The sequence below is a fragment of the Exiguobacterium sp. s64 genome (genome assembly GCF_018618035.1).
GTDB classification, from domain to species: domain Bacteria; phylum Bacillota; class Bacilli; order Exiguobacteriales; family Exiguobacteriaceae; genus Exiguobacterium; species Exiguobacterium mexicanum_A.
Genome location: NZ_JACSLH010000010.1, coordinates 1 through 25,391, shown reverse-complemented (window position 1 = coordinate 25,391; position 25,391 = coordinate 1). Strand labels below are relative to the sequence as shown.

General features: G+C 51.9%; 21 protein-coding genes and 14 tRNA genes. 5 read left to right on the top strand and 30 right to left on the bottom strand.

What is annotated here, in order from left to right; all coding sequences use genetic code 11:
- Window positions 1-57 precede the first annotated feature (57 nt).
- The 3 genes from KNP64_RS12765 to KNP64_RS12755 form a co-directional block, all read right to left on the bottom strand.
- A complete protein-coding gene (locus KNP64_RS12765) occupies window positions 58-1,830 on the bottom strand; it encodes an SLC13 family permease (protein WP_251126449.1) in 1,773 nt (590 codons plus the stop codon).
- Window positions 1,831-1,959: 129 nt separating this feature from the next.
- Window positions 1,960-2,331, bottom strand: coding sequence for a YlbF/YmcA family competence regulator (locus KNP64_RS12760; protein ID WP_034776512.1), 372 nt, complete (start codon window positions 2,329-2,331; stop codon window positions 1,960-1,962).
- A gap of 35 nt (window positions 2,332-2,366) precedes the next feature.
- Window positions 2,367-3,458, bottom strand: a complete 1,092-nt coding sequence (locus KNP64_RS12755; protein WP_214793816.1) for a DUF445 domain-containing protein — start codon at window positions 3,456-3,458, stop codon at window positions 2,367-2,369.
- 70 nt (window positions 3,459-3,528) lie between these two features.
- Here KNP64_RS12755 and KNP64_RS12750 point away from each other — a divergent pair, with 70 nt between their 5' ends.
- Together KNP64_RS12750 and KNP64_RS12745 are read left to right on the top strand one after the other, a co-directional pair.
- Window positions 3,529-4,386 carry a PucR family transcriptional regulator gene (locus KNP64_RS12750; protein ID WP_353048135.1) on the top strand — a complete coding sequence of 286 codons (858 nt, stop codon included), beginning with the start codon at window positions 3,529-3,531 and terminating at the stop codon, window positions 4,384-4,386.
- Window positions 4,387-4,489: 103 nt separating this feature from the next.
- A complete protein-coding gene (locus KNP64_RS12745) occupies window positions 4,490-5,590 on the top strand; it encodes an ABC transporter ATP-binding protein (protein WP_034776508.1) in 1,101 nt (366 codons plus the stop codon).
- 46 nt (window positions 5,591-5,636) lie between these two features.
- On the opposite strand, the gene KNP64_RS12740 is transcribed toward KNP64_RS12745, so the two are convergent.
- The 3 genes from KNP64_RS12740 to KNP64_RS12730 form a co-directional block, all read right to left on the bottom strand.
- Window positions 5,637-6,287, bottom strand: coding sequence for an amino acid ABC transporter permease (locus tag KNP64_RS12740; RefSeq protein WP_131472220.1), 651 nt, complete (start codon window positions 6,285-6,287; stop codon window positions 5,637-5,639).
- Window positions 6,284-7,042 carry a transporter substrate-binding domain-containing protein gene (locus KNP64_RS12735; protein WP_131472218.1) on the bottom strand — a complete coding sequence of 253 codons (759 nt, stop codon included), beginning with the start codon at window positions 7,040-7,042 and terminating at the stop codon, window positions 6,284-6,286. The genes KNP64_RS12740 and KNP64_RS12735 overlap by 4 nt, the downstream gene beginning before the upstream one ends.
- Before the next feature lie 125 nt (window positions 7,043-7,167).
- A complete protein-coding gene (locus KNP64_RS12730; RefSeq protein ID WP_214752367.1) occupies window positions 7,168-8,895 on the bottom strand; it encodes a phospho-sugar mutase in 1,728 nt (575 codons plus the stop codon).
- Window positions 8,896-8,994: 99 nt separating this feature from the next.
- Between KNP64_RS12730 and KNP64_RS12725 the strand changes: the two genes are divergently transcribed.
- On the top strand, window positions 8,995-9,813 hold the full coding sequence (locus KNP64_RS12725; RefSeq protein WP_052090077.1) for a sulfurtransferase: 819 nt from the start codon (window positions 8,995-8,997) through the stop codon (window positions 9,811-9,813).
- A 17-nt stretch (window positions 9,814-9,830) separates the two neighbouring features.
- Here KNP64_RS12725 and KNP64_RS12720 read toward each other — a convergent pair whose 3' ends face one another.
- The 4 genes from KNP64_RS12720 to KNP64_RS12705 are packed head-to-tail and all read right to left on the bottom strand — an operon-like array spanning window position 9,831 to window position 16,027.
- The gene (locus KNP64_RS12720; RefSeq protein ID WP_214763626.1) at window positions 9,831-12,263 is read right to left on the bottom strand and encodes a glycogen/starch/alpha-glucan phosphorylase; all 2,433 of its coding nucleotides are present in this window, start codon (window positions 12,261-12,263) and stop codon (window positions 9,831-9,833) included.
- 22 nt (window positions 12,264-12,285) lie between these two features.
- Window positions 12,286-13,725 (bottom strand): glycogen synthase GlgA, encoded by a 1,440-nt coding sequence (gene glgA / locus KNP64_RS12715; protein ID WP_214793782.1) that lies wholly within the window; start codon window positions 13,723-13,725, stop codon window positions 12,286-12,288.
- Window positions 13,726-13,737: 12 nt separating this feature from the next.
- Window positions 13,738-14,838, bottom strand: a complete 1,101-nt coding sequence (gene glgD / locus KNP64_RS12710; RefSeq protein ID WP_214763623.1) for a glucose-1-phosphate adenylyltransferase subunit GlgD — start codon at window positions 14,836-14,838, stop codon at window positions 13,738-13,740.
- 34 nt (window positions 14,839-14,872) lie between these two features.
- A complete protein-coding gene (locus KNP64_RS12705; RefSeq protein WP_214793779.1) occupies window positions 14,873-16,027 on the bottom strand; it encodes a glucose-1-phosphate adenylyltransferase in 1,155 nt (384 codons plus the stop codon).
- Window positions 16,028-16,179: 152 nt separating this feature from the next.
- On the opposite strand from KNP64_RS12705, the gene KNP64_RS12700 reads away from it, so the two are divergent.
- Window positions 16,180-17,967, top strand: a complete 1,788-nt coding sequence (locus tag KNP64_RS12700; protein ID WP_251126447.1) for a transglycosylase domain-containing protein — start codon at window positions 16,180-16,182, stop codon at window positions 17,965-17,967.
- Between the two features lie 29 nt (window positions 17,968-17,996).
- Here the strand turns inward: KNP64_RS12700 and KNP64_RS12695 are convergent, their stop codons facing one another.
- The 7 genes from KNP64_RS12695 to desA form a co-directional block, all read right to left on the bottom strand.
- Window positions 17,997-18,890, bottom strand: coding sequence for a hypothetical protein (locus tag KNP64_RS12695; protein ID WP_214793777.1), 894 nt, complete (start codon window positions 18,888-18,890; stop codon window positions 17,997-17,999).
- Window positions 18,887-19,444, bottom strand: coding sequence for a DUF5366 family protein (locus tag KNP64_RS12690; RefSeq protein WP_021066738.1), 558 nt, complete (start codon window positions 19,442-19,444; stop codon window positions 18,887-18,889). Before KNP64_RS12690 ends, KNP64_RS12695 begins: the two co-directional genes overlap by 4 nt.
- 226 nt (window positions 19,445-19,670) lie before the next feature.
- Entirely contained in the window at window positions 19,671-20,144 is a 474-nt protein-coding gene (gene trmL, locus KNP64_RS12685) for a tRNA (uridine(34)/cytosine(34)/5-carboxymethylaminomethyluridine(34)-2'-O)-methyltransferase TrmL (RefSeq protein ID WP_034776487.1), read from the bottom strand.
- Between the two features lie 10 nt (window positions 20,145-20,154).
- Window positions 20,155-20,589 carry a methylated-DNA--[protein]-cysteine S-methyltransferase gene (locus KNP64_RS12680; protein ID WP_214793813.1) on the bottom strand — a complete coding sequence of 145 codons (435 nt, stop codon included), beginning with the start codon at window positions 20,587-20,589 and terminating at the stop codon, window positions 20,155-20,157.
- Window positions 20,579-21,727, bottom strand: a complete 1,149-nt coding sequence (gene queG / locus KNP64_RS12675) for a tRNA epoxyqueuosine(34) reductase QueG (protein WP_214793810.1) — start codon at window positions 21,725-21,727, stop codon at window positions 20,579-20,581. Before queG ends, KNP64_RS12680 begins: the two co-directional genes overlap by 11 nt.
- Window positions 21,728-21,805: 78 nt before the next feature.
- A tRNA-Gly gene (locus KNP64_RS12670) sits at window positions 21,806-21,876 on the bottom strand.
- A gap of 225 nt (window positions 21,877-22,101) precedes the next feature.
- Window positions 22,102-23,121: a Delta(5) desaturase DesA gene (gene desA / locus KNP64_RS12665; protein WP_214793774.1), complete on the bottom strand. Its 1,020-nt coding sequence runs from the start codon at window positions 23,119-23,121 to the stop codon at window positions 22,102-22,104.
- 294 nt (window positions 23,122-23,415) lie between these two features.
- Between desA and KNP64_RS12660 the strand changes: the two genes are divergently transcribed.
- Window positions 23,416-24,075, top strand: coding sequence for a DUF6241 domain-containing protein (locus KNP64_RS12660; RefSeq protein ID WP_214710123.1), 660 nt, complete (start codon window positions 23,416-23,418; stop codon window positions 24,073-24,075).
- Between the two features lie 163 nt (window positions 24,076-24,238).
- Here KNP64_RS12660 and KNP64_RS12655 read toward each other — a convergent pair.
- The 13 genes from KNP64_RS12655 to KNP64_RS12595 all read right to left on the bottom strand — a co-directional run bounded on the left by KNP64_RS12655 (window position 24,239) and on the right by KNP64_RS12595 (window position 25,377).
- Window positions 24,239-24,319 (bottom strand) — tRNA-Leu (locus KNP64_RS12655).
- A 9-nt stretch (window positions 24,320-24,328) separates the two neighbouring features.
- Window positions 24,329-24,402 (bottom strand) — tRNA-Cys (locus KNP64_RS12650).
- A gap of 8 nt (window positions 24,403-24,410) precedes the next feature.
- Window positions 24,411-24,485 (bottom strand) — tRNA-Gly (locus KNP64_RS12645).
- Between the two features lie 4 nt (window positions 24,486-24,489).
- Window positions 24,490-24,564 (bottom strand) — tRNA-Gln (locus KNP64_RS12640).
- A gap of 6 nt (window positions 24,565-24,570) precedes the next feature.
- Window positions 24,571-24,646 (bottom strand) — tRNA-His (locus KNP64_RS12635).
- 18 nt (window positions 24,647-24,664) lie between these two features.
- Window positions 24,665-24,735, bottom strand: a tRNA-Trp gene (locus KNP64_RS12630).
- Between the two features lie 3 nt (window positions 24,736-24,738).
- Window positions 24,739-24,822: transfer RNA gene (locus tag KNP64_RS12625), tRNA-Tyr, on the bottom strand.
- 3 nt (window positions 24,823-24,825) lie between these two features.
- Window positions 24,826-24,901: transfer RNA gene (locus tag KNP64_RS12620), tRNA-Phe, on the bottom strand.
- A gap of 27 nt (window positions 24,902-24,928) precedes the next feature.
- Window positions 24,929-25,004 (bottom strand) — tRNA-Asp (locus KNP64_RS12615).
- 8 nt (window positions 25,005-25,012) lie between these two features.
- Window positions 25,013-25,086, bottom strand: a tRNA-Met gene (locus KNP64_RS12610).
- 18 nt (window positions 25,087-25,104) lie between these two features.
- Window positions 25,105-25,179 (bottom strand) — tRNA-Glu (locus KNP64_RS12605).
- Window positions 25,180-25,198: 19 nt separating this feature from the next.
- A tRNA-Ser gene (locus KNP64_RS12600) sits at window positions 25,199-25,289 on the bottom strand.
- 13 nt (window positions 25,290-25,302) lie between these two features.
- Window positions 25,303-25,377 (bottom strand) — tRNA-Asn (locus KNP64_RS12595).
- Window positions 25,378-25,391 lie beyond the last annotated feature (14 nt).

Below are 25,391 nucleotides of genomic sequence, written 5' to 3'. Positions count from 1 at the left end.
TCTCACCTCACCGTTTAGCATTTTTTTACACATTCGGCAGAGCAAACAACATTTCCTTCAAAACGGGAAGATGAACAAAATCGTGAAGATGGCGATGACCGCCGTCACGACCTGAAGCGGCAAGCCGACTTTGACAAAATCGAAGAAGCGATAGCCGCCGATGCCGAACACCATCGCGTTCGTCGGCGACCCGAATGGTGTCATGAACGCGAGCGAGGCCGCGATGGCGACGGCGACGACGAGCGGGACGGGACTGACTTGGAGTGCCGAGGCGAGCGACAGTGCGAGCGGAGCGAATAAGACGGCCGTCGCCGTGTTCGAGATGATTTGACTCAGCACTATCGTCGCGACGAAGAGCGCAACGAGCACCCAGACCGGACCAGCCTGCCCGAACGACTCACTGATCCATGTGACGAGCCACGTCATGATCCCAGCATTGTCGAGCGCTTGGCCGACCGGGATCATCGCTGCGATCAAAAGAAGCGAGGACCATTGAATCGATTGATACGCGACGTCCATTTGGCGGACGGCTCCGGTGAGCACCATGGCGAGCGCCGCGAGCCATACCGCTACCGTCGGGTCGACCCACTCGAACACGAGGAGCGTGACCATTCCGAGCATGATCAATCCCGCTGCTAGTTGATGACGTTCGGATACGGCCCGATTAGCCACGTCGGTCACGTGCTCATTGGCAAGCAAGAGGTGCGTCTCGTTTCCGACCCGCTCTAAGTCGGCCCACTCCCCTTGGGCGACAAGCATGTCGCCTCGTTCGAGCGGCACATCTTTCAATCGGGTGATGGCGATCTCCTCGTTCGGGCGTACGACTTGAAGCACGTTCAATCGATACGCATTGCGCAACCGGCTTTCGGACAAACAGCGGCCGACGAGCGGGCTGTCGGTCGGAATCGTGAAAACGGCGACGCCCGACTCTTTGCCGTAGACATCTTTGACGTTAACCGGCTCGACGACCAATCCTTCTTGTCGGGCGATGCGGTGGACATCCGTCTCATCACCACTGACGAGGACACGCCCTTCCGTAAGCACCGTGTCGGCTCGGGCCGTGATAAACCGATGAACCACTCCTTTTCGGTGTTCGCCGACGACGACCAGGCCGTCTCGTGACCACTTGACGTCACTAAGCGTCTGACCGACGAGGCGATGTCCTTTCGTGATGGACAGCGCGTAGACGGCTACTTGCGGTATCATCAACGGATGAGCCGCCGACGAACGGACATCCCCCGCCCCGAGCAGACGGTTCCCAACGACATAGAAATATAACAGTCCGACCACAGCCACGACGAGACCGATCGGCAAGAGCGCAAAAAATCCAAGCGTTCCCCCCGCCCCTCGAAGCGTCTCCGCGGCGACTAGGTTCGGCGGCGTTCCGATAAGTGTCATCGTCCCACCGATGCTTGAGAAAAAGGCGAGCGGCATGAGCAATTTCGCCGGGCTCGTCCCCATCTGCCTTGACATGGCGAGCACGACCGGAATCAACAAAGCGACCGTTCCCGTGTTCGACATCAGGCTCGACAGAAACGTCACGGTGACCATGAGGACGAGAAAGAGACGTACTTCACTCCCTTTCGCGTACGGGATGAGAGCGGCCCCTAACCGTTCGGCGAGTCCGGTGTGAAACAACCCGGCACCGACAATGAACAGTCCGGCGATCATGAGCACGACCGAATTCGAAAAACCGGCCATTGCTTCGACCGGTGTCAGTTGATTTGTCAAAACGAGCAAGAGGAGACCAATCAGCGCGACCAAGTCGGCCCGAAGCCAACCTCCGATAAAACCGATGATCATGACGGCTAAAATCACCAAGGTGACCATGACGTCCACCCTTTCTTGTGAAATGACCTACAAATAGAGTATACCACGCTTTATGTAAGCGCTATCATGAATTGGGTGACAATCTAGGCAACAAAAAAGCGGATGGCTCGATTGCCATCCGCTTCACTGTTATTGAACTTCGTTATCATTCACCATCGGAGCGTAGAGCTCTTCAAGTGGCTTCATGATGATTTTCGTCACTTCTGTGACCAGTTGATGCATGCGTTGCTCTTCTTGCATGAGCTCCATGATCAATTCGTTTTGTTGAACGCCCATCATTTTTGTCTGCGCATCCATCATCTCTTGTTCAGAGATTTCTTCGCCTTGCATTTGCTTCTGTTGAAGCGTCATTTGGATATCACGGAAGTCAGCGAATAACTGGTTCGCTTCTGCATCCGCATTGACACGGTCGTATAGTGAAGAGAGATTTGTGAACTCCTCAGAATCGCGAAGTGCTTTTTCCAATTGGTAAGCATGATCGTACAAGTTTGATTGTGACATGTGACGTCCTCCTAAAAACTATTAGGGCGTGCCGATCAAACGATGGCAATCAACCCTTGAATCAATCCAATCATACCACCTAATAAGGCGCCAAGCCATGTTATTGCCCGGAACTCTCGTTTTGAGATCGAAAGGACGATCTCTTCGAGGTACGAGGTGTCGAGCGAGCTCACTTGCTCTTGAACGATTTGATCGATTTTCAGGCGATCCATGACCGTCTCCATTTGATCCGTGAAACGCGTGATGACGAGCCTCACGCCGTTCGGCACGAGTTCTTCGATGACACGGTCTTCGACGTCCCGCGTATAGGAGTAGACGGTCCGATCGAGCAGTTCCCCAACCGGAAGACGCGAGACGACTTCCGTCGTCACACCGTCAATCAACCGTTCCTCTAATCGGTCGTCGAGCAGTGTATCGACCGAGCGTTCACTGAACCGCTCGAATTCGCGCGTGATCATCGTCGCCATGCCAGACCGAGTCGAGCCACCTCGCAAGATATTGATAATCTCGGGACGAATCATTTCGACGAAATTCAAGTTTTGAACGAACCCGGCGATGAAACCGAGCCGACGTTGGACGAACGAGTCGACCATGTGCCGAAGTTGCGCCTCGCCTTCAGCCGAATAAAAGTATTCTTCTGACTTGACGAGCAGGGCGTCCACGATTTCGGGGATGATGCCGCGGACACGGTCCATCCCGTCTTCACCGAGAAGCTCATATAGTTGACGCGACTTCACATCCGCAAGGACAAGTCGGAGCTCTTGACGGAGCTTCGTATCCGCTTCTCCCAACACACGTGTCTCCGCATCGGGATAGAGCGGTTCGATGAGCGAACGAATCGTCTTGTCTGAACGAAGCATCGTCCGAACCTCACCTTGCACGAAGTGGGTAATATGACTACCGACTTGTTCATCGAGCAGGCGCTTACGCATCCCTTCAGGCGTCAACAAGTGCTTGACGACCGTCTTCCCGAGGCTAGTTGCCAATTCGTCGCGACGTTTCGGGATCAACCCTGGGGTGAACGGAACTCTCATCTTCCCGATGTATTTAGGATGATGGGGCCGAAACAACATTTTGATAGCGAGAAAGTTCGTGACTCCCCCGATTGTCGCCCCGATGGCGATCATGATGAATATTTTTAGTAGACTGTCCAAACTGCCTGCCTCCGTTCTGAAATATGATACATTGTTTGAAGAGGTGATTGTATTGACTACGTATGATCGTATTAAATCGATTTTCCCGACCGTTGTCCATCGGTCGGAAGATGCATCCGGAGACTACATCTGGTACCAAGCACACGATGGGACCGTGTTTGGACTACCCAAAATGGAATTGAGCGAGCGTGAACGACAGCTCCTTGAATGGTCGGCGACACCGTTTGTGACGACGCGTGATCCGCGTCAAGAGAAATGGCAAGACCGCTTGCTCACAGATTCGTATCGGATTGCCCAGCCATTTCGGTTGTTGTCGCTGTCGCTCCATTATCAAGAGCCGGAATCGCTCGAGCAATTTTTAGAGATATTGCACGATTTCATGCCTGAAGCGGAAATCGTCGTCATGACACGACATCACGTGGAAATCATCGAGATGAATCAACTCGTCGATTTGTCCGAGTTCGAGGACGTGTTACGGGCCGTCGCGAGCGATTGCTACGTTGAGGCCCATGTCATCTATAGCGAGCGACCGCTCGGTGTGTTAGGGACACTGTACCAACAACATCAAACGCTGCGCCCGTTCGCGAGACTCTCTACTAAAGCTTACCCTGCTAGTCAACTATTATACCATTACTTGCTAGAAGACCATGAGACTTTTGCCGAACGTCTCCAATTGATTGAGGCCGTATATACGACGCTCGACAAGACGAACATCGAGCTGTTAGAGGCATTATTCGCCCACTCTTTAAACGTATCCCATACGGCTAAAGCATTGTTCATGCATCGAAATACGCTCAATTATCGGCTCGATCGGCTGTATGAACTGACAGGATACGATGCCCGCCAATTCTATGATGCGAGTTTGCTTCAACTCATTGTCACGTTGCACAAATCTGAGTAAGCGTTTTTGTGCAACGTGTACATATCCAATGCAAGCGGTTTCACCGTATAATCAATCTTGTAAGCGCTATTATACAAGAACAGATTCCCAGGAGGCTAACGACATGGCAGAAATTCAATTGAACCACATTGATAAAATATACGAAGGTGGCGACTCAAAGGCAGTCAGCGATTTTAACTTGCACATCAAGGACCGCGAGTTCATCGTCTTCGTCGGACCTTCAGGTTGCGGTAAATCGACGACACTCCGTATGATCGCCGGACTCGAAGAAATCTCGAGCGGGGACTTCATCATCGATGGCAAGCGCATGAACGACGTCGCACCGAAAGACCGCGACATCGCCATGGTCTTCCAAAACTACGCACTTTACCCGCACATGAGCGTCTATGACAACATGGCGTTCGGTTTGAAACTTCGCAAGTTCCCGAAAGATGAAATCGACCGTCGCGTCCAAGATGCGGCCCGTATCCTCGGACTTGAAGAATACCTTCAACGTAAACCGAAAGCACTCTCTGGTGGTCAGCGTCAACGTGTCGCCATCGGCCGTGCCATTGTTCGTGATGCCAAAGTGTTCTTGATGGATGAGCCGCTCTCAAACTTGGATGCCAAGCTTCGCGTTCAGATGCGTAAAGAAATCATCCAGTTGCACAACCGTCTCGACACGACGACGATTTACGTTACCCATGACCAAACGGAAGCGATGACACTCGCGACTCGCATCGTTATCATGAAAGACGGAATCATCCAACAAGTCGGTTCACCAAAAGAAGTATACGAAAATCCAGACAACATCTTCGTAGCCGGCTTCATCGGATCACCTTCGATGAACTTCTTCCGCGGAAAATTGGCTGATGGGAAGTTCCTCGTCGGCGGTGAAGAAATCAATGTCCCTGAAGGCAAAATGAAAGGTCTTCGTGACCGCGGTTACGTCGGTAAAGAGCTCGTTCTCGGAATCCGTCCAGAATCGATCCACGATGAGCCGATCTACATCGACTCGCCAACGACGCACACGTTCCGCACACATATCGACGTTGCCGAGCTCATGGGCGCTGAGTCATACTTGTACGCTGAACTTGGCGGCCACCAGTTCACGGCTCGCATCGATGGACGTTCGAACATCCACATGGGTGATGACGTCACACTCGCACTCGATATGACGAAAGCTCACTTCTTCGACACGGAAACAGAACAAGTTATCCGTTAATACAAAAATCCCTTCGATTGGTTGCAATCGAAGGGATTTCTTTGTGTCAGCGAATCGCATACCGACGTTCGAGACGATGCTGCCCCGCCTGGATGAGCGTCGACAAGATCCAATAGATCGATGCCGAGAACAAGAGGAGCGGCATGACGAGATACGTCGTCGCGGCAATTTGGTCCGACACGTACGTCAACTCTTGGACGGCGATGACCGAACCGAGCGACGTCGATTTGATAATATCGATGACCGAGTTGGACACCGGTGGGATCGCACGCGATAGCGCCTGGGGGAAGATGATATCCTTGAAGCGCTTCGCACGCGGGATGCCGAGGGCGACACTCGCCTCGACTTGTCCTTGGTCGACCGAATTGATCGCCGCCCGGAACGCTTCCGAGATATAGGCCGCGAAGTGAAGGCCTAACCCGAAGATGAGCGCCTGCATCCCGCTCAACTGAACGAATCCGGTCAAACCGACGTACAAGATGAGAAGTTGCAACAAGAGCGGTGTGCCCCGGAAGAACGAGATATACGTGCGCGTGAACAAACGAACGACTTTGACAGGGCTGCTGTGTAAGACAGCGATGATCAGACCGAGCACCAAGGCGAGGAGAATCGACAGGATACTGGCGATCAACGTCAATTGTACGGCTTCGATATAGGCCGAACGGTTCTCGATGACGGTCGTGATCAGTTCACTCATTGACTGATGTCCTCACCGAAGTACTTCTCACCGATCTCAGCCATCGTGCCGTCTTCTTGCATCTCAGCGAGCGCCTCGTTCAAGCCTTCGAGCACGTCCGAGTCTTGGCGTGTCATGAAGCCGGCTTCGCTCTTGTTGAAGACGTCACCGACCGCTTTCACGTCGTAACCTGTCTTCTCTAGCTCCGTCAAGATGAAGAGACGGTCGTTGAGCGCTGCGTCAAGACGTCCGACTTGAAGGTCTTGGAGCACTTGGTTCGCGCCTTTGTAGAACTTGACTTCAGCTCCAGCTTCTTCAGCGAGCTTGGCGTAGACCGATCCTTGTGTCGAGCCGACGACTTTGCCGTCGAGGTCATCGATGCCTTGAATGTCTTCGTTGTCCGAAGCGACGATGACTTGCGCACCTGATACCGCGTACGGAGTTGAGAACGCGTATTTCTCTTCACGTTCTGGGGTGATACTCATTTGGTTGGCAATCATGTCGATGCGTTCTGCGTCGAGGGCCGGTACGAGTCCTTTGAAGTCCATCGGCTCGTATTCGACCGTGTAACCGGCACGCTCGGCCGCTTCGTTCAATACGTCGATGTCATACCCTGTGATTTCACCTTTGTCTTTGTACGTGAATGGCGGGTACGTCGCTTCTGTCCCGACTGTGATGACGGCTTCTTCTGAGCCGCTGTCTGTCTCTGTCCCGCAAGCCGCGAGCACCCCGAACGATGCTCCGATTGCAAGTACTGCTGTTAATGATTTTTTCATGGTAATTTCCGCCTTCCTGATAATCCGTATATGATTACATGGTTATGAACAATACACTCATCATACTGACGGGGGCATATCTTGTCAAACAAAAAACACCACCCTCGTCAGGGCGGTGTCGTCGATTAATCGATTGCTTTCGCTTGCTTCATGACATCGCGTTCAATCGCTTCCCGTTTCACTGTCGTTTTCTCCGCGCTATCGGCGTGGACGCTGAAGTAGAACTTGATTTTTGGCTCCGTTCCAGACGGACGCAGGCAGAACCATGAGCCATCCTCGAAGATGAACTTGAGTACGTTCGACGACGGCAACTCGATTGCTTCCGTCTCTCCTTGACGCAAGTTCGTCGCGACTTGTTGCTTATAGTCTTCAAAGCGGACGACTTCGTAGCCGCCGACTTCTTGTGGCGGATTGGCGCGGAACGCCTCCATCATTCGACCGATTTGTTCGAGACCGGCTTTCCCTTTCAACGTCATCGATTGGAGCGACTCCTCGTAGAAGCCATACTTCTCATAGACGGCTTGGAGGGCATCGTACAACGTGCGTCCCTGCTGTTTATGGAAAGCCGCCATTTCTGCGCCGAGCAAGCACGCCTGGACGGCATCTTTGTCACGGCAGAAGTCTCCAATCAAATACCCGTAGCTCTCTTCGTAGCCGAACAAGAACGTATATTCACCAGATTCTTCATATTGTTTGATCTTCTCACCGATGAACTTAAAGCCGGTGAGCGTATTCTCGAGGTGAACCCCATACGCCTTGGCGATGGCCGCGCCAAGTTCAGACGTGACGATCGTCTTCGCGACGAAACCGTTCGTCGGAAGCGTCCCCGTCTCGACTTTCTGAGACAGAATGTAATCCATGAGGAGCGCCCCGGTCTGGTTCCCCGTCAAGACGAACCATTCGCCGTTGCGGTCACGGACCGTGAAGCCGACACGGTCGGCGTCCGGATCCGTCGCCATGAGCAAGTCGGCGCCGACGCGGTCGCCGTACTGCATCGCGAGCTCAAACGCGGCCCGTTCTTCCGGGTTCGGATAACTGACCGTCGGGAACGACCCGTCTGGCTCGGCCTGCTCCTCGACGATGGTGACATGTTCAAATCCATACGCCTTCAACCCTTCCATGACCGGGCGACGTCCCGTCCCGTGGAGTGGCGAGTAGACGATTTTAAGCGGGTCTCCTTGCACATCCGTATGAATGCGAATCGATTGAAGGGCCTCCATATAAGCCGCATCGACCGACGCATCGACGGTGACGAGCGTGCCGTCGGCGCGGAGTGGGGCTTCATCTTGGACTTCGATCTTTAATTCGTCTTCGATCGCGTTGACGTACGAGACGAGCTCATCGGCCTCAGCCGGCGGCAACTGTCCGCCGTCGGCGCCGTACACTTTGAAGCCGTTATATTCTGGCGGGTTGTGGCTCGCCGTGATGACGATGCCTCCAAATGCGTTTAAATGTCTGACGGCGAACGACAACTCTGGTGTGGCCCGCAGGCTTGGGAACAAGTATGTCTTAATCCCATTCGAAGCGAGCGTACGCGCCGCTTCGAGCGCGAACTCCGGCGAGAAGTGACGTGAGTCGTGGGCGATGACAACGCCGTGACGTTTCGCTTCTTCGCCTGAGGCAGCGATAAAGTCCGCGAATCCTTGCGATGCCTTACGAATCGTATACATGTTCATCCGGTTCGCACCTGGTCCGATTTCCCCGCGCATACCGCCCGTCCCGAATTCGAGCGTCTTATAAAAGGCGTCTTCGAGCGACGTCTCGTCTTGCTCCATTTCCTCAAGCTCGGCGCGCAAGTGCGGTTCGAGCGCCTCGTGTTGTTTCCATCGGTCATATGTCTGTTGCCATGTCATGGTCAGTTCCCCTTTCGACATTCAAAAATTCAATCGAAGTACTCGCCAATTTGTTCCATCTTGTATACGATGGGAGTAACGAAACTTCGAGGTGATACTATGTTTCCAACTATGCGTGCCCAAGAATTGAAACACATCGTCCATACGGACTCGATTCGCTTTATTGATTGTCGTTATTCATTAAACGACGCCTCATACGGAAAGTATGTGTATCGACAGGGACATCTCCCGAACGCCGTCTTCCTCGATTTGATGGAAGATTTATCCGGTCCCGTCTCCGAACACGGCGGACGCCATCCACTGCCGTCAAAAGAAGCATGGACCGAGACGCTTCGCCGGATCGGGATTCAAAAAGATGATTTGATCATCATTTACGATGACGGATTCCCTTATGCCGCCCGTGCTTGGTGGTTATTCAAATGGGCCGGCCATGAGCGTGTCATCGTGCTCGAGGGCGGGATTCAGTCCGGAATCACTTACTGCGGCGAGACGACGACGGACGTTCCGTCCTACCCCGCCTCAGATTACGTCCCAGCGTTCCAAGACGAGATGATTGCGACGATCGAAGACGTCCGTGCCGCCACGGTCACGGGCGGGCTCTATGATTCACGGACGGCCGACCGGTACGACGGCAGCCATGAACCGATTGATCGCAAACCGGGCCATATCCCGAACGCCGTCCTTTGTCCGTATACCGAAGCCGTCACCGACCTCGGCACGCTTCAAGATTTTCATGATTTGAGAGAGCTGTACGCCAACGTCCTCGACGTCCCCAACCCCATCTTCTATTGCGGGAGCGGAGTCACCGCCTGCGTGAACATTTTGGCGTTACACGCCCTCGGTAAAGATGACGTCCGGCTGTACCCAGGGTCTTACTCTGATTGGATCAGTTATCCAGAAAACACGGTCCACCCGTAACGGGTGGATCGCTTTTTTTATTTCACGCTCGTCGGTTTGATGTTCCAGACGGCGTTCGCGTATTCCGTGATCGTCCGGTCACTCGAGAAGATTCCCGATTTGGCCGTGTTGACGATTGAACTCTCGGCCCAGCGTGCCTTGTCCGAGAACACCTCGTCGACGCGTCGTTGCGCCTGCATGTAAGACGCGAAATCTTTCAACACGAGGAAATCATCATTATAGACGAGAAGCGAGTCGAAGATGGCTTGGAATTGGTATTCTCCGACCTTGTCGAACGTTCCGTTGACGAGGGCATCGACGACGTTACGCACTTCCGTGTTCGCATGATAGATGTCGGCCGCATGATAACCGCCGAACTTCTTGTAGTTCATGACTTCTTGCGGTGTCAATCCGAAGATGAAGATATGGTCGTCCCCGACCGCATCGCGAATCTCGATATTGGCCCCGTCGAGCGTCCCGATCGTGAGCGCACCGTTCATCATGAACTTCATGTTGCCGGTACCTGACGCCTCGTAGCTCGCCGTCGAAATCTGTTCACTCAAATCCGAACCTGGGAAGATTCGCTCCGCCATCGAGACGCGGTAGTTCTCGAGGAAGACAATCTTGATGAAGCGGCTCGCCCGCTTATCGTTGTTGATCATGGCCGCGAGCGCGTTGATATAGCGAATGACTTCTTTCGCGTAATAGTAGCCCGGCGCCGCCTTCGCACCGAAGATGAATGTCCGTGGCACCATCGTGAACGTCGGGTCCGCTTGAATCTTCTGATAGAGCGCGTGGATATGCATCGCGTCCATCAATTGACGTTTATAAGCGTGGAGCCGCTTGACTTGAACATCAAAAATCGACTCCGGGTCGACGGCGATGCCCGTCTCTGCTTGAATGTAGCCGGCGAGGTCAAGTTTGTTCTGTTGCTTCACGTTCATGACCTGTTCTTGGAAGCTCGCGTCTTTTGACACACCCATCAACTTCTCAAGATCGTTCGGGTGTTCGATCCATGACGAACCGATCGCATCGGTGATCAAGTTCGAGAGTCGCGGATTTGACTTGAGGAGCCAGCGGCGATGCGTGATCCCGTTCGTCTTGTTGTTGAAGCGCAGCGGGAACATCTCATACAAATGACGCATCTCACGTTGCTTCAAAATATCGGTATGGATGCGGGCGACCCCGTTCGTCGAGTGCGAGCCGACGACGGCAAGGTTCGCCATGTTGATGTGTTGGTTCGACACGATTGCGATCTCGCCCATGTGCGGCTCGAGATGTGGATAGTTGACGAGCACATCTTTACAGAAGCGGCGATTGATTTCGGTGATGATTTGATAGATGCGCGGCAATAGCCGTTCATACATCTCGACCGGCCACTTTTCGAGCGCCTCGGCGAGAAGCGTGTGGTTCGTGAATGACATGACGCTCTTCGTCACACGCCACGCCTCATCCCACCCGTAACCGTGGTCGTCCATCAAGATGCGCATGAGCTCGGGGATGGCCACGACCGGATGCGTGTCATTGATGTGGACGGCGTAATGGTCGCCCAAGTGCTTCAACGATTTATTATGACGTAAGTAAGACGCGATCATTGACTGAACGCCCGCCGAAACGAAGAAGTACTGTTGCTTCAAGCGCAATACTTTTCCTTCATATGTCGTGTCGTCCGGGTAGAGGAACTCAGAGATGGTCGCAATCGACTGCTTGTATTTGAGCAAGTCTTTGTACGAACCTTTCGTCCGTTCCATGTACTCCTCGTCATCAAACGGTGACTCGGCGTTCCAAAGACGGAGCGTATTGACGACATCGTTTTTGTAGCCGATGATCGGCATGTCGTAAGGCACGGCTCGGACGACTTCATCCGGATGGTGGACGACGCGAAGCCGGTCCCCAATTTGTCGCATCTCGATCCAACCGCCGAAATTGACGTCGACAGCCCGGTCAGCCCGGCGTGTCTCCCACATGTTGCCATCACGGAGCCAGTTGTCCGGCAACTCGACTTGATAGCCGTCGACGATCTTTTGTTTGAACAAGCCGTAACGGTAACGAATCCCGTTCCCGTGCCCAGGCAGGCTGAGCGCGGCGAGTGAATCGAGGAAACATGCCGCCAAACGACCAAGCCCGCCATTCCCGAGACCCGGTTCCGGTTCATATTCCGTGATGTCGGTGAAGTTGAAACCAAGTTCGTCTAACCCCTCTTGCACGACTTCTAAGACGTCCATGCTGAGCAAATTGTTATACAGAAAACGACCGAGCAAAAATTCAAGTGAGAAATAAATGACTTGTTTACTCTGTTTTTCTTCGTGCTTGTCGCGGGTGTTGATCCATTTCGGGATCGCCTGTTCGCGCACCATCGTTGCCAACGTTTGATACACTTCCTGCTCGGTCCCTTCATCAAACGACTTCCCGTTTAATGCGACGAATCTCTTTTGAAATGAAGTGACGAAGCTCTGTTTATCTGTAAACATATGTGTGTAAAACTCCTTCCGGTCATGCGAATAGGTGATACAACTCACGGTATTGCTTCGCGGATTGTTTCCAGCTAAAGTCCGCAGTCATTGCTTGATGGACGAGGGCGTTCCAATTGTTGTCGTCGTAGAAGACACGAATCGATTTCTCAATCGTCGCGAGCATCTCGTGGGCGTTGTAATTCAAGAAACCAAATCCCGTACCCTCTTGTGTGTACTCATTATACGGCTTGACCGTGTCGCGTAACCCCCCCGTCTCGCGGACGATCGGGAGCGTCCCATAGCGCATCGAGATAAGTTGGCTCAGACCGCACGGCTCAAAGCGCGACGGCATGAGGAATGCATCCGATCCCGCGTAAATCAAGTGTGCGAGTTCAATGTCGAAGCCGATATACGACCCGACCTTGCCTGGATGCGTCGCCGTCATCTCGTGAACGATGCCCTCGTATTCGGGTTGACCCGATCCGAGGAAGACGAACTGACAGTCCAAGTTTCCGAGCTCTTCACTCACGGCTTCGATCAAATCGAGCCCTTTTTGCTCGACGAGTCGACTGACAAAGCCAATCAACATGACGTCGTCACGTACCTCGAGACCAAACCGCTCTTGCAGGACGCGCTTGTTGACGAGCTTCCCTTCCTTCACCGTATCGAGGTCATACGTTTGCGCGATGCGCTTATCCGTGCTCGGGTCGTTCGTCGCCAAATCGAGGCCGTTCAAGATGCCCCGGACGTCAACTGACCGGTATCGAAGCGCCGCGTCGAGCCCTTCGCCGTAGTACGGTTCCATAATCTCGTCGCGATACGACGGACTGACCGTCGTGATTTGATCGGAATGAACGATTCCGGCCTTCATGTAGTTGACGAGACCGTTATGTTGAATCCCTTCTGCTGTGAAGTGTTCCGGACCGAACTGTAACAGCTCACCGAGGACTGCTTCCGGGAAGATGCCTTGATATTGCAGGTTATGGATGGTGAACACCGTACGGATGCGTTGGTACGCCTCCAGGTGTTGATAATGAATCCGTAAAAAGGCCGGGACGACGCCCGTTTGCCAGTCGTGACAATGGAGCACGTCCGGGATATCCTCTGCTTCGAGTTTCCCGATCATCTCAAGGACGGCCCGAGAGAAAAATGCGAACCGCTCGGCATCATCGTAATGGCCGTAGAGCACGCCTTCCCGTTTGAAATAATACTCGTTATCGATAAAGTAGAACGTGACCCCATCGCGCACAAGCTTCAGGACGGCACCAAACTGCTTGCGCCATCCGACCGGTACGATCAAGTCGAATAGATATTCCATCTCGTCCACATATTCCTGAGCAATCGAGCCATACTTCGGCATAACGACACTCACATCTTCACCGAGGCCAGACACCGCTTGAGGGAGCGAGCCGATGACATCGGCAAGCCCCCCCGTTTTCATGAACGGTGCCGCTTCTGAAGCGACATACCATATTTTCATAATATCCCCCCTTTAAACCGTTGTTCGTTTTCCGATGACGATCGGTTCGTCGACCGTACCTCGAATGACTTGTCCTCGTTTGACGACCACTTCTTTATCTAAAATGGCGTTCTCGACGACAGCGCCTTCTTCGATAATCGACTTGGATAAAATGATTGAGTTTTTGACACGGGCGTGCTCACTGACGACGACACCGCGGAAGAGAATGCTGTTTTGAACTTCTCCGCTGATTTTACAGCCGTTTGCAACGAGCGCTTCATTCACTTTCGACCCTTTCAAATAACGGGTCGGCGGCTCATGTTTAATCTTCGTATAGATATGCGGAAAGTCATAGATAATCCCTTCCTGACGAAGTAAGCGCATACTTTCATTATAGTATGAAAGGACAGAATGAATCACCTGCATTTTTCCAGTATAGTGGTAGCCGTGTACGTGCAGACGATGAAGCTGCGGACGGATGACGCCGTCGAGCAAATCGTACTCGCCTCTTGATGTCGCTTCGTCGACGAGACGAAGGAACAAGTTTTTCGACATGATGATCGTCTCGGTATACGTATACTCATCGTCCGGGCTGTATCCGCGCTCGCCGATGCCGACGACACGATCGTTTTCGCCGAGACGAATCGGGCGGCAATAGCCGCATTTTTGTTCGTGAGCGGCGTAGCCGAGCGTGATGTCCGCACCCATTGATTTATGATGCTCGAGCATGTCTTGGAAGTCGATCGTCGTCAACACGTTTGATCCGGTGATCACGACGTACGGCTGTTTGCTGCGTACGAAGTGTTCGCGGTGCATCGAGAAGTTGGCCAAGTCGCCGAGGTACGCTTCCCCGTCAGGCTTGAGCGCCGGCGGGAAGATGTGTAGCCCGCCTTGCGAACGGTCCAAATCCCATTCTTTCCCTGAACCCAAGTGATCCATGAGCGAGCGATACTTATCGAGCGTGAAAATACCCACTTGGTTGATGCCTTGGGTAATCATATTCGTCAATGTAAAATCAATCAGGCGGTAACGCCCAGAGAACGGGACAGCCGCTAAATTGCGATGCCCCGTAAATTCTGGAAACAAGCCCTCTTCGGTCCCTAAGTTGATGACCCCTAACAAATCATTCGTCAACAGTAACGCCTCCTTGCGTCGGTCTTTTTTTAAATTAAGCACGTTGTTTGAAGACTGTGCCGCTCTCGATATTTTCATGTGGTTCAATGACAACGATCTCACCACCCGGCTCACCGACCGTCGCACCGTCCTCAATGACGGCACAGCTCGCGACGATGGCTCTATGAATCGTTACATCTTTTCCGATTCGTGCTCCAGGCATGATAACCGAGTCTTTGACGAGCGAGCCTTCCCCGACGCGCACATCATAGAACAAAACTGAATGTTGAACTTCGCCCTCAATCCGGCAACCTTCATTGATGACCGACTGTTCGACGCAGGCATCTTTGCCGATGAACTGAGGCGTCTGGTTCGGGTTGACCGAGTAGATTTTAAAGTCCGGATCATATAGATCGAACGGTGGATCTTCTTCGAGCAAGTCCATGTTGGCTTCCCAAAGCGATTGGATTGTTCCAACGTCTTTCCAGTAGCCTTTGAATTTATAAGCGAACACGTTTAAGCCGTCAAGGAGTGTGTTCGGAATGATGTTTTTACCAAAGTCGAAACTTGATGTCTCATCTTCTGCGTCTTGAATCAAATGCTCCCGAAGTACTTTCCAGTTGAAGATATAAATCCCCATCGAGGCCAAGTTGCTCTTCGGCTTCTCTGGCTTCTCGTCGAACTCATTGATGCGAAGATCATCGCTCGTATTCAAAATCCCGAAGCGCGGCGCCTCGTCCCAGGGAACTTCCATGACCGAAATCGTGACGTCGGCTTGCTTCTCTTTATGGAAATCGAGCATCTTCTCATAGTCCATCTTGTAAATGTGATCCCCCGATAGGATCAGCACGTACTCCGGATCGTAGTCGTCGATATAGCTCAAGTTCCGATAAATCGCATTGGCCGTACCTTCGTACCAGTTTTTTCCCGACTGTGCTTGGTATGGCGGTAAAATGGCCAAGCCTCCGTTGCGGCGGTCCAAGTCCCAGGCTGACCCGATGCCTAGGTAACGGTTCAATTCTAGCGGCTCATATTGTGTTAACACGCCCACCGTCGTAATTCCCGAATTGGTACAGTTCGATAATGGAAAATCGATGATTCGGTACTTCCCTCCGAAATGGACAGCAGGCTTCGCTGTCTTCCGTGTGAGAGGCCCGAGTCGTTTCCCTTCTCCTCCAGCGAGGAGCATCGCAACCATTTCTTGCTTCATAGTACAGCCTCCTAAATTCGTAATATAAACATCTATTACCCTCTTTCTCTACTTCCTAATGTATTCCTGCTCAAATTATTATATGATAACGTTTACATTTTGAATTTTATCGAAAGACTGACGATATAATGAATATAGAGAGAGGTGAGACGATGCGAGCGTGGATTGGGACACTATTTTTTGCCGGTTTGCTAGCCACCGGTCTGGCAATCAGCGGGGCGTTGAAAGAGGAGATTGAACAGACGAAGCAGATTTTGATGTGGGGCGAAAAGACGGTCGATGCGGCCCCGCTCGCTTCGAAGCATGCCGTCACATTGACGTATAAAGGCGGGACAGAACAGCTCTATTTGAGCGGCCGACGTGATGACGTCTCCGTCGCCCGCTTGCCGGCCCATATCCGGGAGGCGATCATGGTCATCGAAGATCGTAAGTTCAACGCCCACCCAGGGTACGATCTCGGCGGGATTGCCCGGGCGTTCATTCACAACGCCAATGAATCGTCATTACAGGGGGGAAGTACGATCACGCAGCAGCTGGCTCGTAACGTGTATTTGACTCATGAACGGACATATGAACGTAAAGTGAAAGAACTTTTACTCGCTCGAGCACTGGAAAAACAATATAGTAAGAAAGAAATTATGACCGCCTACAGTAATGTCATTTTCTTTGGACATAACGTTTATGGTATCCAAGCAGCTGCCGATACGTACTTCGCTCGTCCGCTCGTAGATTTAAATTGGAATCAAATCGCTTTCCTGTTGACCGTACCAAACAACCCATCCCTCTATGATCCGCTCCAACCTTCAGCCGGATTTTATGAGCGTAAGGACCGCATCCTCACTCAACTGCGGGATGCCGGCGTGCTATCGAAGCAAGCTTACGAGACGCACCACGGTGTGAAGCTGAAGGCGACCTATCGCCAGCACGTCGTCCGCTATCCCGATTATATGGATACGGTCATGAAAGAAGCGATCCGACTCGTCCGCTCACGCTACGACCTCGATGAAGACGCGGCCAGAGACTACTTGGCGACGAATCAAGCGACGATCGACACGTACCTGTCTGTCGCCCGACAGCAACAAGCAAAACAAGTGATGACGAAACTGCCGAACGGTTTAAACGGCGGCTATGCTGAATTGACGCCGAAAGGCCGGATCGTCGCCCTCGTTGATTCAGAAATGACTCAGAGCGGTGAATTCAACCGGGCCACGCAAGCTTTCCGTCAACCCGGGTCGGCCATCAAGCCGGTCCTCGTCTTCGCCCCTTTCATCGAAGAGACCGGTGCGAAACTCGATACGATCCTTGACGGCCGGCCGGTCTGTTACGGAACATATTGTCCGACAAACAGCGGCAACCGCGTCCTCGGCGATGTATCGTTCCGTGATACGGTCGCGTATTCTTACAACACGCCGGCGCTCGCTGCCTTCACCGCGATCGACCAGGAAACGGCGTTCGCCACGGCCGACCTAATGTTCAGCCAATGGGACGCTAAAACAGATAACAGCCTGGCCAGTGCGCTCGGCGGATTGACTCAGGGCGTGTCACCGAAAGAACTCGCCGCCGCCTATACCCCGTTCTTAAATCAAGGGGTGTACGTGTCAGGTCAAACCATCAAACAGATTCGTTTCGAGTCGGGAGCCCCAACGCTCACGCCAAGCGTGACGCAACAAGCCGTCTGGTCGAAATCGACCGTCACGACGATGCGCGAGGCGTTGTCTTCCGTCACGACGTACGGGACCGGACGGTATGCCGGTCAAATCAAACGTCCTTATGTCGGCGGCAAGACCGGTACGACGAACTCGCATAAGGACATGTGGTACGTCGGCTTGACCGATGAGACAATCACGGCCATCTGGCTCGGTGCCGATACCCCTCGGCCGTTCCCGGAACTCGCCAATCGGGCCTATCCTGCCATCATTTGGACAGAAGCTCATCGCTAAAATAAGGTCAGGGACAGTTGTCCCTGACCTTATTGCTGTTTTCGATAAGTATGGCATCCGTAACTCCCCCATGACTCAAACAGTTCATCCTCATGAATCAGCTTCCACGGATTGAACATCGTCTGCCCATTCTTGTTGAAGAAGAGTCCGGCGCCGATGCAGTATGTCGCGTGTTGGATTCGACCCGCATCATCAACGAACGTGAGCACGTCACCTCGTTCGGTCAGTCCCGAATCGGTTCTCATGTAACCGGCCTGACCGAGCGTCTGGAGGAACGTGCCGGGATGGACCCATTGCGAAGCGATCCACTCCTCTCCCGTCACAGCGAACAGCGTCGCCGCCAAACAGTTGCTACCCGATGTGACCGGGAAGGTGTTGGCAAGGCATCGCACGTGGTCAGGGCAAGTATCGGGGATGGAACTCGCCATCCACTCGTCCCAAGCTTTGGCGTACTCGAACGTCAGTTGACGACGTATCTCGTCTGGCATCACCTGAAAGGCTGACTGATGTAAGATAAGATACGGCACATCGTCTACCGTCACAATCGAAGTCGCCAACGAATCGATTTCCATGTCAGTCGCCGGGAAAACGAGCCCTCGTCCGACCGTGACTTGATAGGCAAGCAACTCACGTCTCACTTCTGGCGGCAATGTCTCGATCCAACTAGGCGGCGCATGCAGGACGTACGGCACTTCCCGGTCAATCGTCCAATACGTATAGGCGTTGGCGACTCGGACGTTCCGGTAAGACGGGTGTGTGTCAAATTCTGCTTTCGGGATGATCAACACTGACACCTGTGCGCCTAATTGCGTCACGAGATGCTCGTCCGCCATAAACAAGTCCATCGGTGGCACCATCGACGACATCCACTCCTGGACGACTTCTTCGGCCGGGATGAGGGAAATCGTCGTGTTCACCGTCATAGGATGATATCCCCGACCGAGTTAAACAAGCGGAGCATGGCCCAAGCGAGGCCGCTCAAAAGAATCGCCCACATCATCGCTTGAATTAACAGTAGACCGATGGCACGAAACGTCGACATCAACTGGCTGACTTGCCATATGTAATAGAACAAATAGAGAACGAACGTGCCGAGCAGTACCGCAATGACGGCAAGCAACGAATTTAAAAACAAGAAGCTAATCCCTGAGCCGACGAGAAAAATCGTCGCCCCTGGCTTCAACCGATGCAACGAGCTACCGTTCGTCTCACGCGCAAAGAATGCGAACCCGAGTTGGTTGAACGTGTCGGCCACGAGCTTGAAAGCGCTGAACAGCATAAAGTAAATGGTAAAGAACACGACGAGCACGAGCACTTTCGACTCTTGGACGGACAACAAGGCGATGATTTCGCTGTACACGCCGACACGCGTCAGCCATTGAATCACATACTCACTCGTGGCAATGGCGAGCGACATCGAGAATAGAATGATCCCAATCAACGGGGCATAGCTTAACAAGTACACGTTTGTTTTCATATCGGCTCCAATTTCACAAGAATTTCTCATATTCAGTGCAAATCTATTATCAAGTATATTATAATATTCGTAGTCACGGAGAACAAAAGGGGGATTTTTAGATGGGTTTGTTACTAATGGTCGGAATCAGCGTCGTCTTCCTCGCAGCTATCTTCACAGCTGGATACAACAGAAAACCTGAAGGTAATCAATAAGAGCCGAGATTCTCACGAATCCGGCTCTTTTTTTATTTCAATCCAGCATATCCTTGTTGACGGAGCGCCTCATAAACGATGATTGCCGCCGTGTTTGAGACGTTGAGTGACCGAACGAGGTTCGATTGGGGTAAACGGATGCAGCGGTCGAGGTTGTCCTCGATCACTTCCATCGGCAACCCTTTCGTCTCGCGTCCGAAGACAAAGAAATAGTCTTTATCGACCGCAGACACATCGAGGTCACTTGGGTACTGTTCCCCATACTTGGTAATGTAGAAGAACTCTCCGTCCGGGTGTTTGGCCCACAGTTCATCGAGCGAATCGTGATAACGGACGTCGACGAATTGCCAATAGTCGAGCCCGGCCCGTTTGAGCATTTTGTCGTCCGTCGAGAAACCTAACGGACGAATCAAATGGAGCACGGAATTCGTCGCCGCACATGTGCGCGAGACGTTACCCGTATTTGCTGGGATTTCTGGTTGGAACATTACTACATGGATTGCCATAATCTACTCCTCACTTCACTTGTTCGAAATCAAGTAATCGTTGTTTTTGATGAAGGCCGCCTCCGAACCCGGTCAGTTGCCCTCCGCTGCCGACGACGCGATGGCATGGGAAAATGACGGGCAACGGATTGCGGTTCAGCGCCTGGCCGACCGCCCGAACCGCTTTCGGGCGGCCGATTTGTTCAGCGATTTGTTTATACGAACGCGTTTCCCCGAATGGGATCGTCAATAACGCATCCCATACTTCTTGTTGGAAGACGGTCCCCTTCATCTCGATCCACTCGCGGTCAGACGGTTGAAGCCCATTTTGCTCCACGCGTTCAATCAGGTCGGTCAGCCAACTCGGCGCCGATCCGTCATCTGCTTCCGTCTCCGCAAAGTCTAACGCGCATAGCTTCCCTTGCGCGTTCAATTCATACGCCAATGTACCCCATTTAGATGACACGGTCTTCACGGTCCCACTCCTCTCGGAACAATCGAATCTCTTCATGTACGAGCTCAGACGTCTCCGTCGACTCGATTTGTCGATAAATCGTCTCGGCTTCGGCTCCGAGAATCGCACCAATCGCCCAGACGGCCGTCGCCCGCATGTCTTCGCGCTCATCTTGTCGAATAAAATCTTCGAGCACCGGCACGGCCGATGGTTCCCGATAATGGGCCAACGCTAAAATCGCGTTTCGCTGAATCGGCTTTTTGCCGCGCCATGCGCCAGACAGATGGCCAAACTTCGCTTTGAACTCCCGATTGCTCAAGTTCAGTAACGGGACGAGCAACGGTTTGACGATTTCAGCTTCAGGAATCAGTTCCTCATGATGGCGCCAATCTTTTTTCCGATTAAACGGACAGACTTGTTGGCACGTGTCGCAACCGTAAAGCCGCCCACCGAGCTTCGAACGAAACTCGCGTGGCATAAGTGTCTTCATTTGCGTCAAATAGGCGATACAACGTTTGGCATCGAGAACACCTGGTTCGATGAGTGCCGTCGTCGGACAAGCCGTCATACATTTCATACACTCGCCACAGCCGTCCTCAATCATCTCGTCCGGTGGTAAGTATGTGTCCAGGATCATCTCCCCTAAATAAAGGTACGACCCCTTCTCGGGCGAAATGATGGAACAGTTCTTGCCGCTGAAGCCGATTCCGGCCCGTTCGGCGACGGCACGGTCGACGAGTTCTCCCGTGTCGACCATCGAGCGTGTCCGGACGCCCGGGACGAGCTGTTCAATATACGCTTGCAGCTGCTCGAGCCTTGAGCCGACGGCGCGATGGTAGTCGAGCCCCCACGATGCCCGGGCGAACAAGCCCCGTCGTTCATCGGCAACACTTCGCGGCGCATCTTTCAATTTGCTCGGATACGCGATGGCGATGGCGATGATCGACTGCGCTTCGTCGAGCAACAGCGTCGGCGTCGTCCGTTTGTCCAAGTCAGGCTCCTCGAACCCCGAGGCGAATCCCTTCTCTTGCTGATTCACGAGACGTTGCTTCATGACGATGAACGGGTCGGCGGTCGTCACTTTCAACTCGTCAATCCCGATCGTCGTCGCATATGCTACAATCTTCTGTTTGAGTGTCTCCGGGTCCATCCCGTTCATCGAATCACCTCTTTCGTGTCTATTTTCGCATACAAAAAATCTCCCCGCCAGTCGGCAGAGAGATGATGAAGCGGGTGAAGAGAATCGAACTCTCGTCATCAGCTTGGAAGGCTGAGGTTTTACCATTAAACTACACCCGCATGGTTCAAATGAGTCGTCTGTAAAAGCGACTACAATCAATATACATCTATACCTTTAGGAAGTCAATACTTTTGAAGAATTTTATTTGATAGCTTATGAAATCTATACTTATGGTGTATGAATACATATAATTCCCTTATCTCTCTTCTTCAAACCATATCTCACTATAAGATAGACGTCGCGGTATAAAAATATCCTGCCGACTCTGTCGGCAGGAAGTTCTATTACAATGACGATGTTTTTGGTTCCCGAAGCAAATGTTTAATATCTCGGAACGTGACGAACGTCTTGTTTTTAGCATCATATAGTTTATAGCGCAGCGATTTCAAACTAGAGAACAGACCAATCGTCGTCGCTTTCTGGAGCGGCGGTGTCGCCGTATGGGCTTGTTCAAGGTTATAGTTCGGTACGCGTGGGCTCAAATGATGCACGTGATGGAAACCAATGTTTCCCGTCACCCACTGCAACACTTTAGGCATCTCGTAATACGAGCTCCCTTCAATTGCTGCTTTCACATAATCCCATTCGCTCTCGTCCTCGAAATACGAGTCTTCGAACGTATGTTGGACATAGAACAACCAAATCCCGAGGATACCTGCCGTGAACATCGTCGTTCCTTGAACGATCAAGAATGCTTTCCATCCGACGAGCGCGATGACGAGTGCGTAGAGCACGACGAGAGACAAGTTGATGAGATACATGTTGTTGCGCTCTTTCTTACGTGCGTCTTTCCGGTTGAAGCGGCTCGTGATAAGGATCAGGAACAAAGGTCCAAGGCCGAACATGACGAGCGGGTTACGATAGAGACGATATTGGAGACGAGTCCACTTCGAAGCTTCGACGTACTCTTCGATTGTCATGACCCAAATGTCACCGACACCCCGTTTATCCAAGTTCCCACTCGAAGCGTGGTGAATCGAATGCTCTCGTTTCCATTTCTCATACGGGAATAACGTCAAGATACCCATGATCGTCCCGACGATGGCGTTCGCTTTTTTATTCTTGAAAAACGAACCGTGCGTACAGTCGTGGAAAATGATGAACATCCGGACAACGAATCCGGCTGCGACGATGGCGAGCGGGATGGTCAAGAAGACCGAGATTTGGAGCACCTGATAGGCAAGGATCCAGGCGGCAAGAAACGGCAGGATCGTATTGATCATCTGCCGGACGCTCTTCTTCACGTCGGCCTTTTCAAACGGCGAGACGTGTTTCCGGAGCTGTGCGATTTTTTCTTTACTCATGTACAACTTCCTCCTCAATTGCATACAGCGTTGACGACAACAAAAATGAAATATGAAACCAACTACACTATGATAGTGACGACGGCATCCATCGCCATAAGAATCAATTTGTCATAAAAATATTATTACCAGGTAATTATATCACATTATATAGAATAAATCGTTCATTCCATACCAGTAATTGAATCAATTATTATTTCTGTCTCAATAATTTCCATTGAAATTCCTTATATGGAATTATTAATACATAAAGTGTGTTAGACTCCAATTATGTAGAGATAGGAGGAAATGTTATTGTTTCAGAAATTAAAAAATTTGATCACACCTAAGCGATTGATCATCATGGTGAGCGTCTTTATCTTGCTTATCCCAGTCTTCTTTGTCAGCTATACGTTCTATAAAAATTTGAGTCAAGGCGTCGAAAATAAAGACCTTGATGACAAATATGCAAAGCGAGTCAAAGAGTTACAAATCGAAGTTTCTAAAGAAGACCCATTAGATCGGAGAGGCAACTCCACCGCAAAGACGCGTGTTGAATTGGAGGTCTCCTTCAATGAAGAGAAACCGAGCCGAACTGGATTGATTAAAAACATGCACTTGATGACACATCAAAAAATATCGGCCCGTTCCAAATGGGGAGCGATTCCGATGACCCCAGACAATATACAACAGTCCGCTGACTATTTGGAGCTCCTAAAAACTAAATTCAAAATTGGTGACAGTATGTACTCGGAATTGAAAACGATGCTCGATCACTGGTCGCAAGGTGACTTCTCTAAAGCGGACAAGGAACAAGATCGTTTGTTGCACTTCCTCCAAGCGAGTAGAGGGTTCTCGAACGGATTAGCTACCAAGAATGAAGAAGAACTCTTTATCTTAAACAACTTCGGACCTGAATACTTGAACACGTTGGAAGAAACGACGTACACGTCATATAAAGAATCATCTCAATGATGATTCTTTTTTAATTGATGCAAAAAGCTCTAACACGAGTGTACCTTTCATAGTTCAGCTTCTTAACACTTCTGCCCTATTCTTTATGCGTCGTTTCCCTCTCTCCATTCTTCTTGGTTTTAGATACACAAAAAAGACCCTAGCCTCAGCTAGGATCTACGGATACCGGTGGTCGGAGTCGAACCGACACTCCAGAGGAACACGATTTTGAGTCGTGCGCGTCTACCAATTCCGCCACACCGGCATATTATGTTGGAGGCGCCAGTCGGAATCGAACCGACGATAGAGGAGTTGCAGTCCTCTGCCTTACCACTTGGCTATGGCGCCAAATTTAATGGAGCGGAAGACGGGATTCGAACCCGCGACCCCGACCTTGGCAAGGTCGTATTCTACCACTGAACTACTTCCGCATAATGGCTGGGCTGGAAGGGATCGAACCTTCGCATGTCGGAATCAAAATCCGATGCCTTACCACTTGGCTACAGCCCAATATAATGGGGCGACTGAAGGGAATTGAACCCTCGAATGCCGGAATCACAATCCGGTGCGTTAACCACTTCGCCACAATCGCCATAATGATATTAAGAAGCAGGGGCAGCAGGAATCGAACCCGCGCTGACGGTTTTGGAGACCGTAGTTCTACCGCTAAACTATGCCCCTAAGTGGTGGGGGGGGGCGGATTCGAACCGCCGAACCCGAGGGAGCGGATTTACAGTCCGCCGCGTTTAGCCACTTCGCTACCCCCCCACATGGTGGCTTTGGACGGAATCGAACCGCCGACACAAGGATTTTCAGTCCTTTGCTCTACCAACTGAGCTACAAAGCCATGTATGTAGTAATTTAATTAAAAAAATGGCGGTCCTGACGGGATTCGAACCCGCGATCTCCTGCGTGACAGGCAGGCATGTTAACCACTACACCACAGGACCACTGATAATTGCGGGGGCTGGATTTGAACCAACGACCTTCGGGTTATGAGCCCGACGAGCTACCAGACTGCTCCACCCCGCGACGATATAAAACTTTAAATGGTGACCCGTACGGGATTCGAACCCGTGTTACCGCCGTGAAAGGGCGGTGTCTTAACCGCTTGACCAACGGGCCATATCTTGGATTGAAAAACTGGCGGAGAGCAAGGGATTCGAACCCTTGAGACGGTTTTGCCGCCTACACGAATTCCAATCGTGCTCCTTCGGCCACTCGGACAGCTCTCCAAAAAGAGAAAAGTGGCTCCGCAAGTAGGATTTGAACCTACGACCTACCGGTTAACAGCCGGTTGCTCTACCACTGAGCTATTGCGGAACGATCTTGCCTGG

What these genes read in the sequence shown, in the direction of transcription:
- KNP64_RS12765 (WP_251126449.1), bottom strand. Translation starts at nt 1,830, where the DNA reads ATGGTCACCTTGGTGATTTTAGCCGTCATGATCATCGGTTTTATCGGA.
- KNP64_RS12760 (WP_034776512.1), bottom strand. Translation starts at nt 2,331, where the DNA reads ATGTCACAATCAAACTTGTACGATCATGCTTACCAATTGGAAAAAGCA.
- KNP64_RS12755 (WP_214793816.1), bottom strand. Translation starts at nt 3,458, where the DNA reads ATGATCGCCATCGGGGCGACAATCGGGGGAGTCACGAACTTTCTCGCT.
- KNP64_RS12745 (WP_034776508.1), top strand. Translation starts at nt 4,490, where the DNA reads ATGGCAGAAATTCAATTGAACCACATTGATAAAATATACGAAGGTGGC.
- KNP64_RS12740 (WP_131472220.1), bottom strand. Translation starts at nt 6,287, where the DNA reads ATGAGTGAACTGATCACGACCGTCATCGAGAACCGTTCGGCCTATATC.
- KNP64_RS12735 (WP_131472218.1), bottom strand. Translation starts at nt 7,042, where the DNA reads ATGAAAAAATCATTAACAGCAGTACTTGCAATCGGAGCATCGTTCGGG.
- KNP64_RS12730 (WP_214752367.1), bottom strand. Translation starts at nt 8,895, where the DNA reads ATGACATGGCAACAGACATATGACCGATGGAAACAACACGAGGCGCTC.
- KNP64_RS12725 (WP_052090077.1), top strand. Translation starts at nt 8,995, where the DNA reads ATGTTTCCAACTATGCGTGCCCAAGAATTGAAACACATCGTCCATACG.
- KNP64_RS12720 (WP_214763626.1), bottom strand. Translation starts at nt 12,263, where the DNA reads ATGTTTACAGATAAACAGAGCTTCGTCACTTCATTTCAAAAGAGATTC.
- glgA (WP_214793782.1), bottom strand. Translation starts at nt 13,725, where the DNA reads ATGAAAATATGGTATGTCGCTTCAGAAGCGGCACCGTTCATGAAAACG.
- KNP64_RS12705 (WP_214793779.1), bottom strand. Translation starts at nt 16,027, where the DNA reads ATGAAGCAAGAAATGGTTGCGATGCTCCTCGCTGGAGGAGAAGGGAAA.
- KNP64_RS12700 (WP_251126447.1), top strand. Translation starts at nt 16,180, where the DNA reads ATGCGAGCGTGGATTGGGACACTATTTTTTGCCGGTTTGCTAGCCACC.
- KNP64_RS12695 (WP_214793777.1), bottom strand. Translation starts at nt 18,890, where the DNA reads ATGACGGTGAACACGACGATTTCCCTCATCCCGGCCGAAGAAGTCGTC.
- KNP64_RS12690 (WP_021066738.1), bottom strand. Translation starts at nt 19,444, where the DNA reads ATGAAAACAAACGTGTACTTGTTAAGCTATGCCCCGTTGATTGGGATC.
- trmL (WP_034776487.1), bottom strand. Translation starts at nt 20,144, where the DNA reads ATGGCAATCCATGTAGTAATGTTCCAACCAGAAATCCCAGCAAATACG.
- queG (WP_214793810.1), bottom strand. Translation starts at nt 21,727, where the DNA reads ATGGACCCGGAGACACTCAAACAGAAGATTGTAGCATATGCGACGACG.
- desA (WP_214793774.1), bottom strand. Translation starts at nt 23,121, where the DNA reads ATGAGTAAAGAAAAAATCGCACAGCTCCGGAAACACGTCTCGCCGTTT.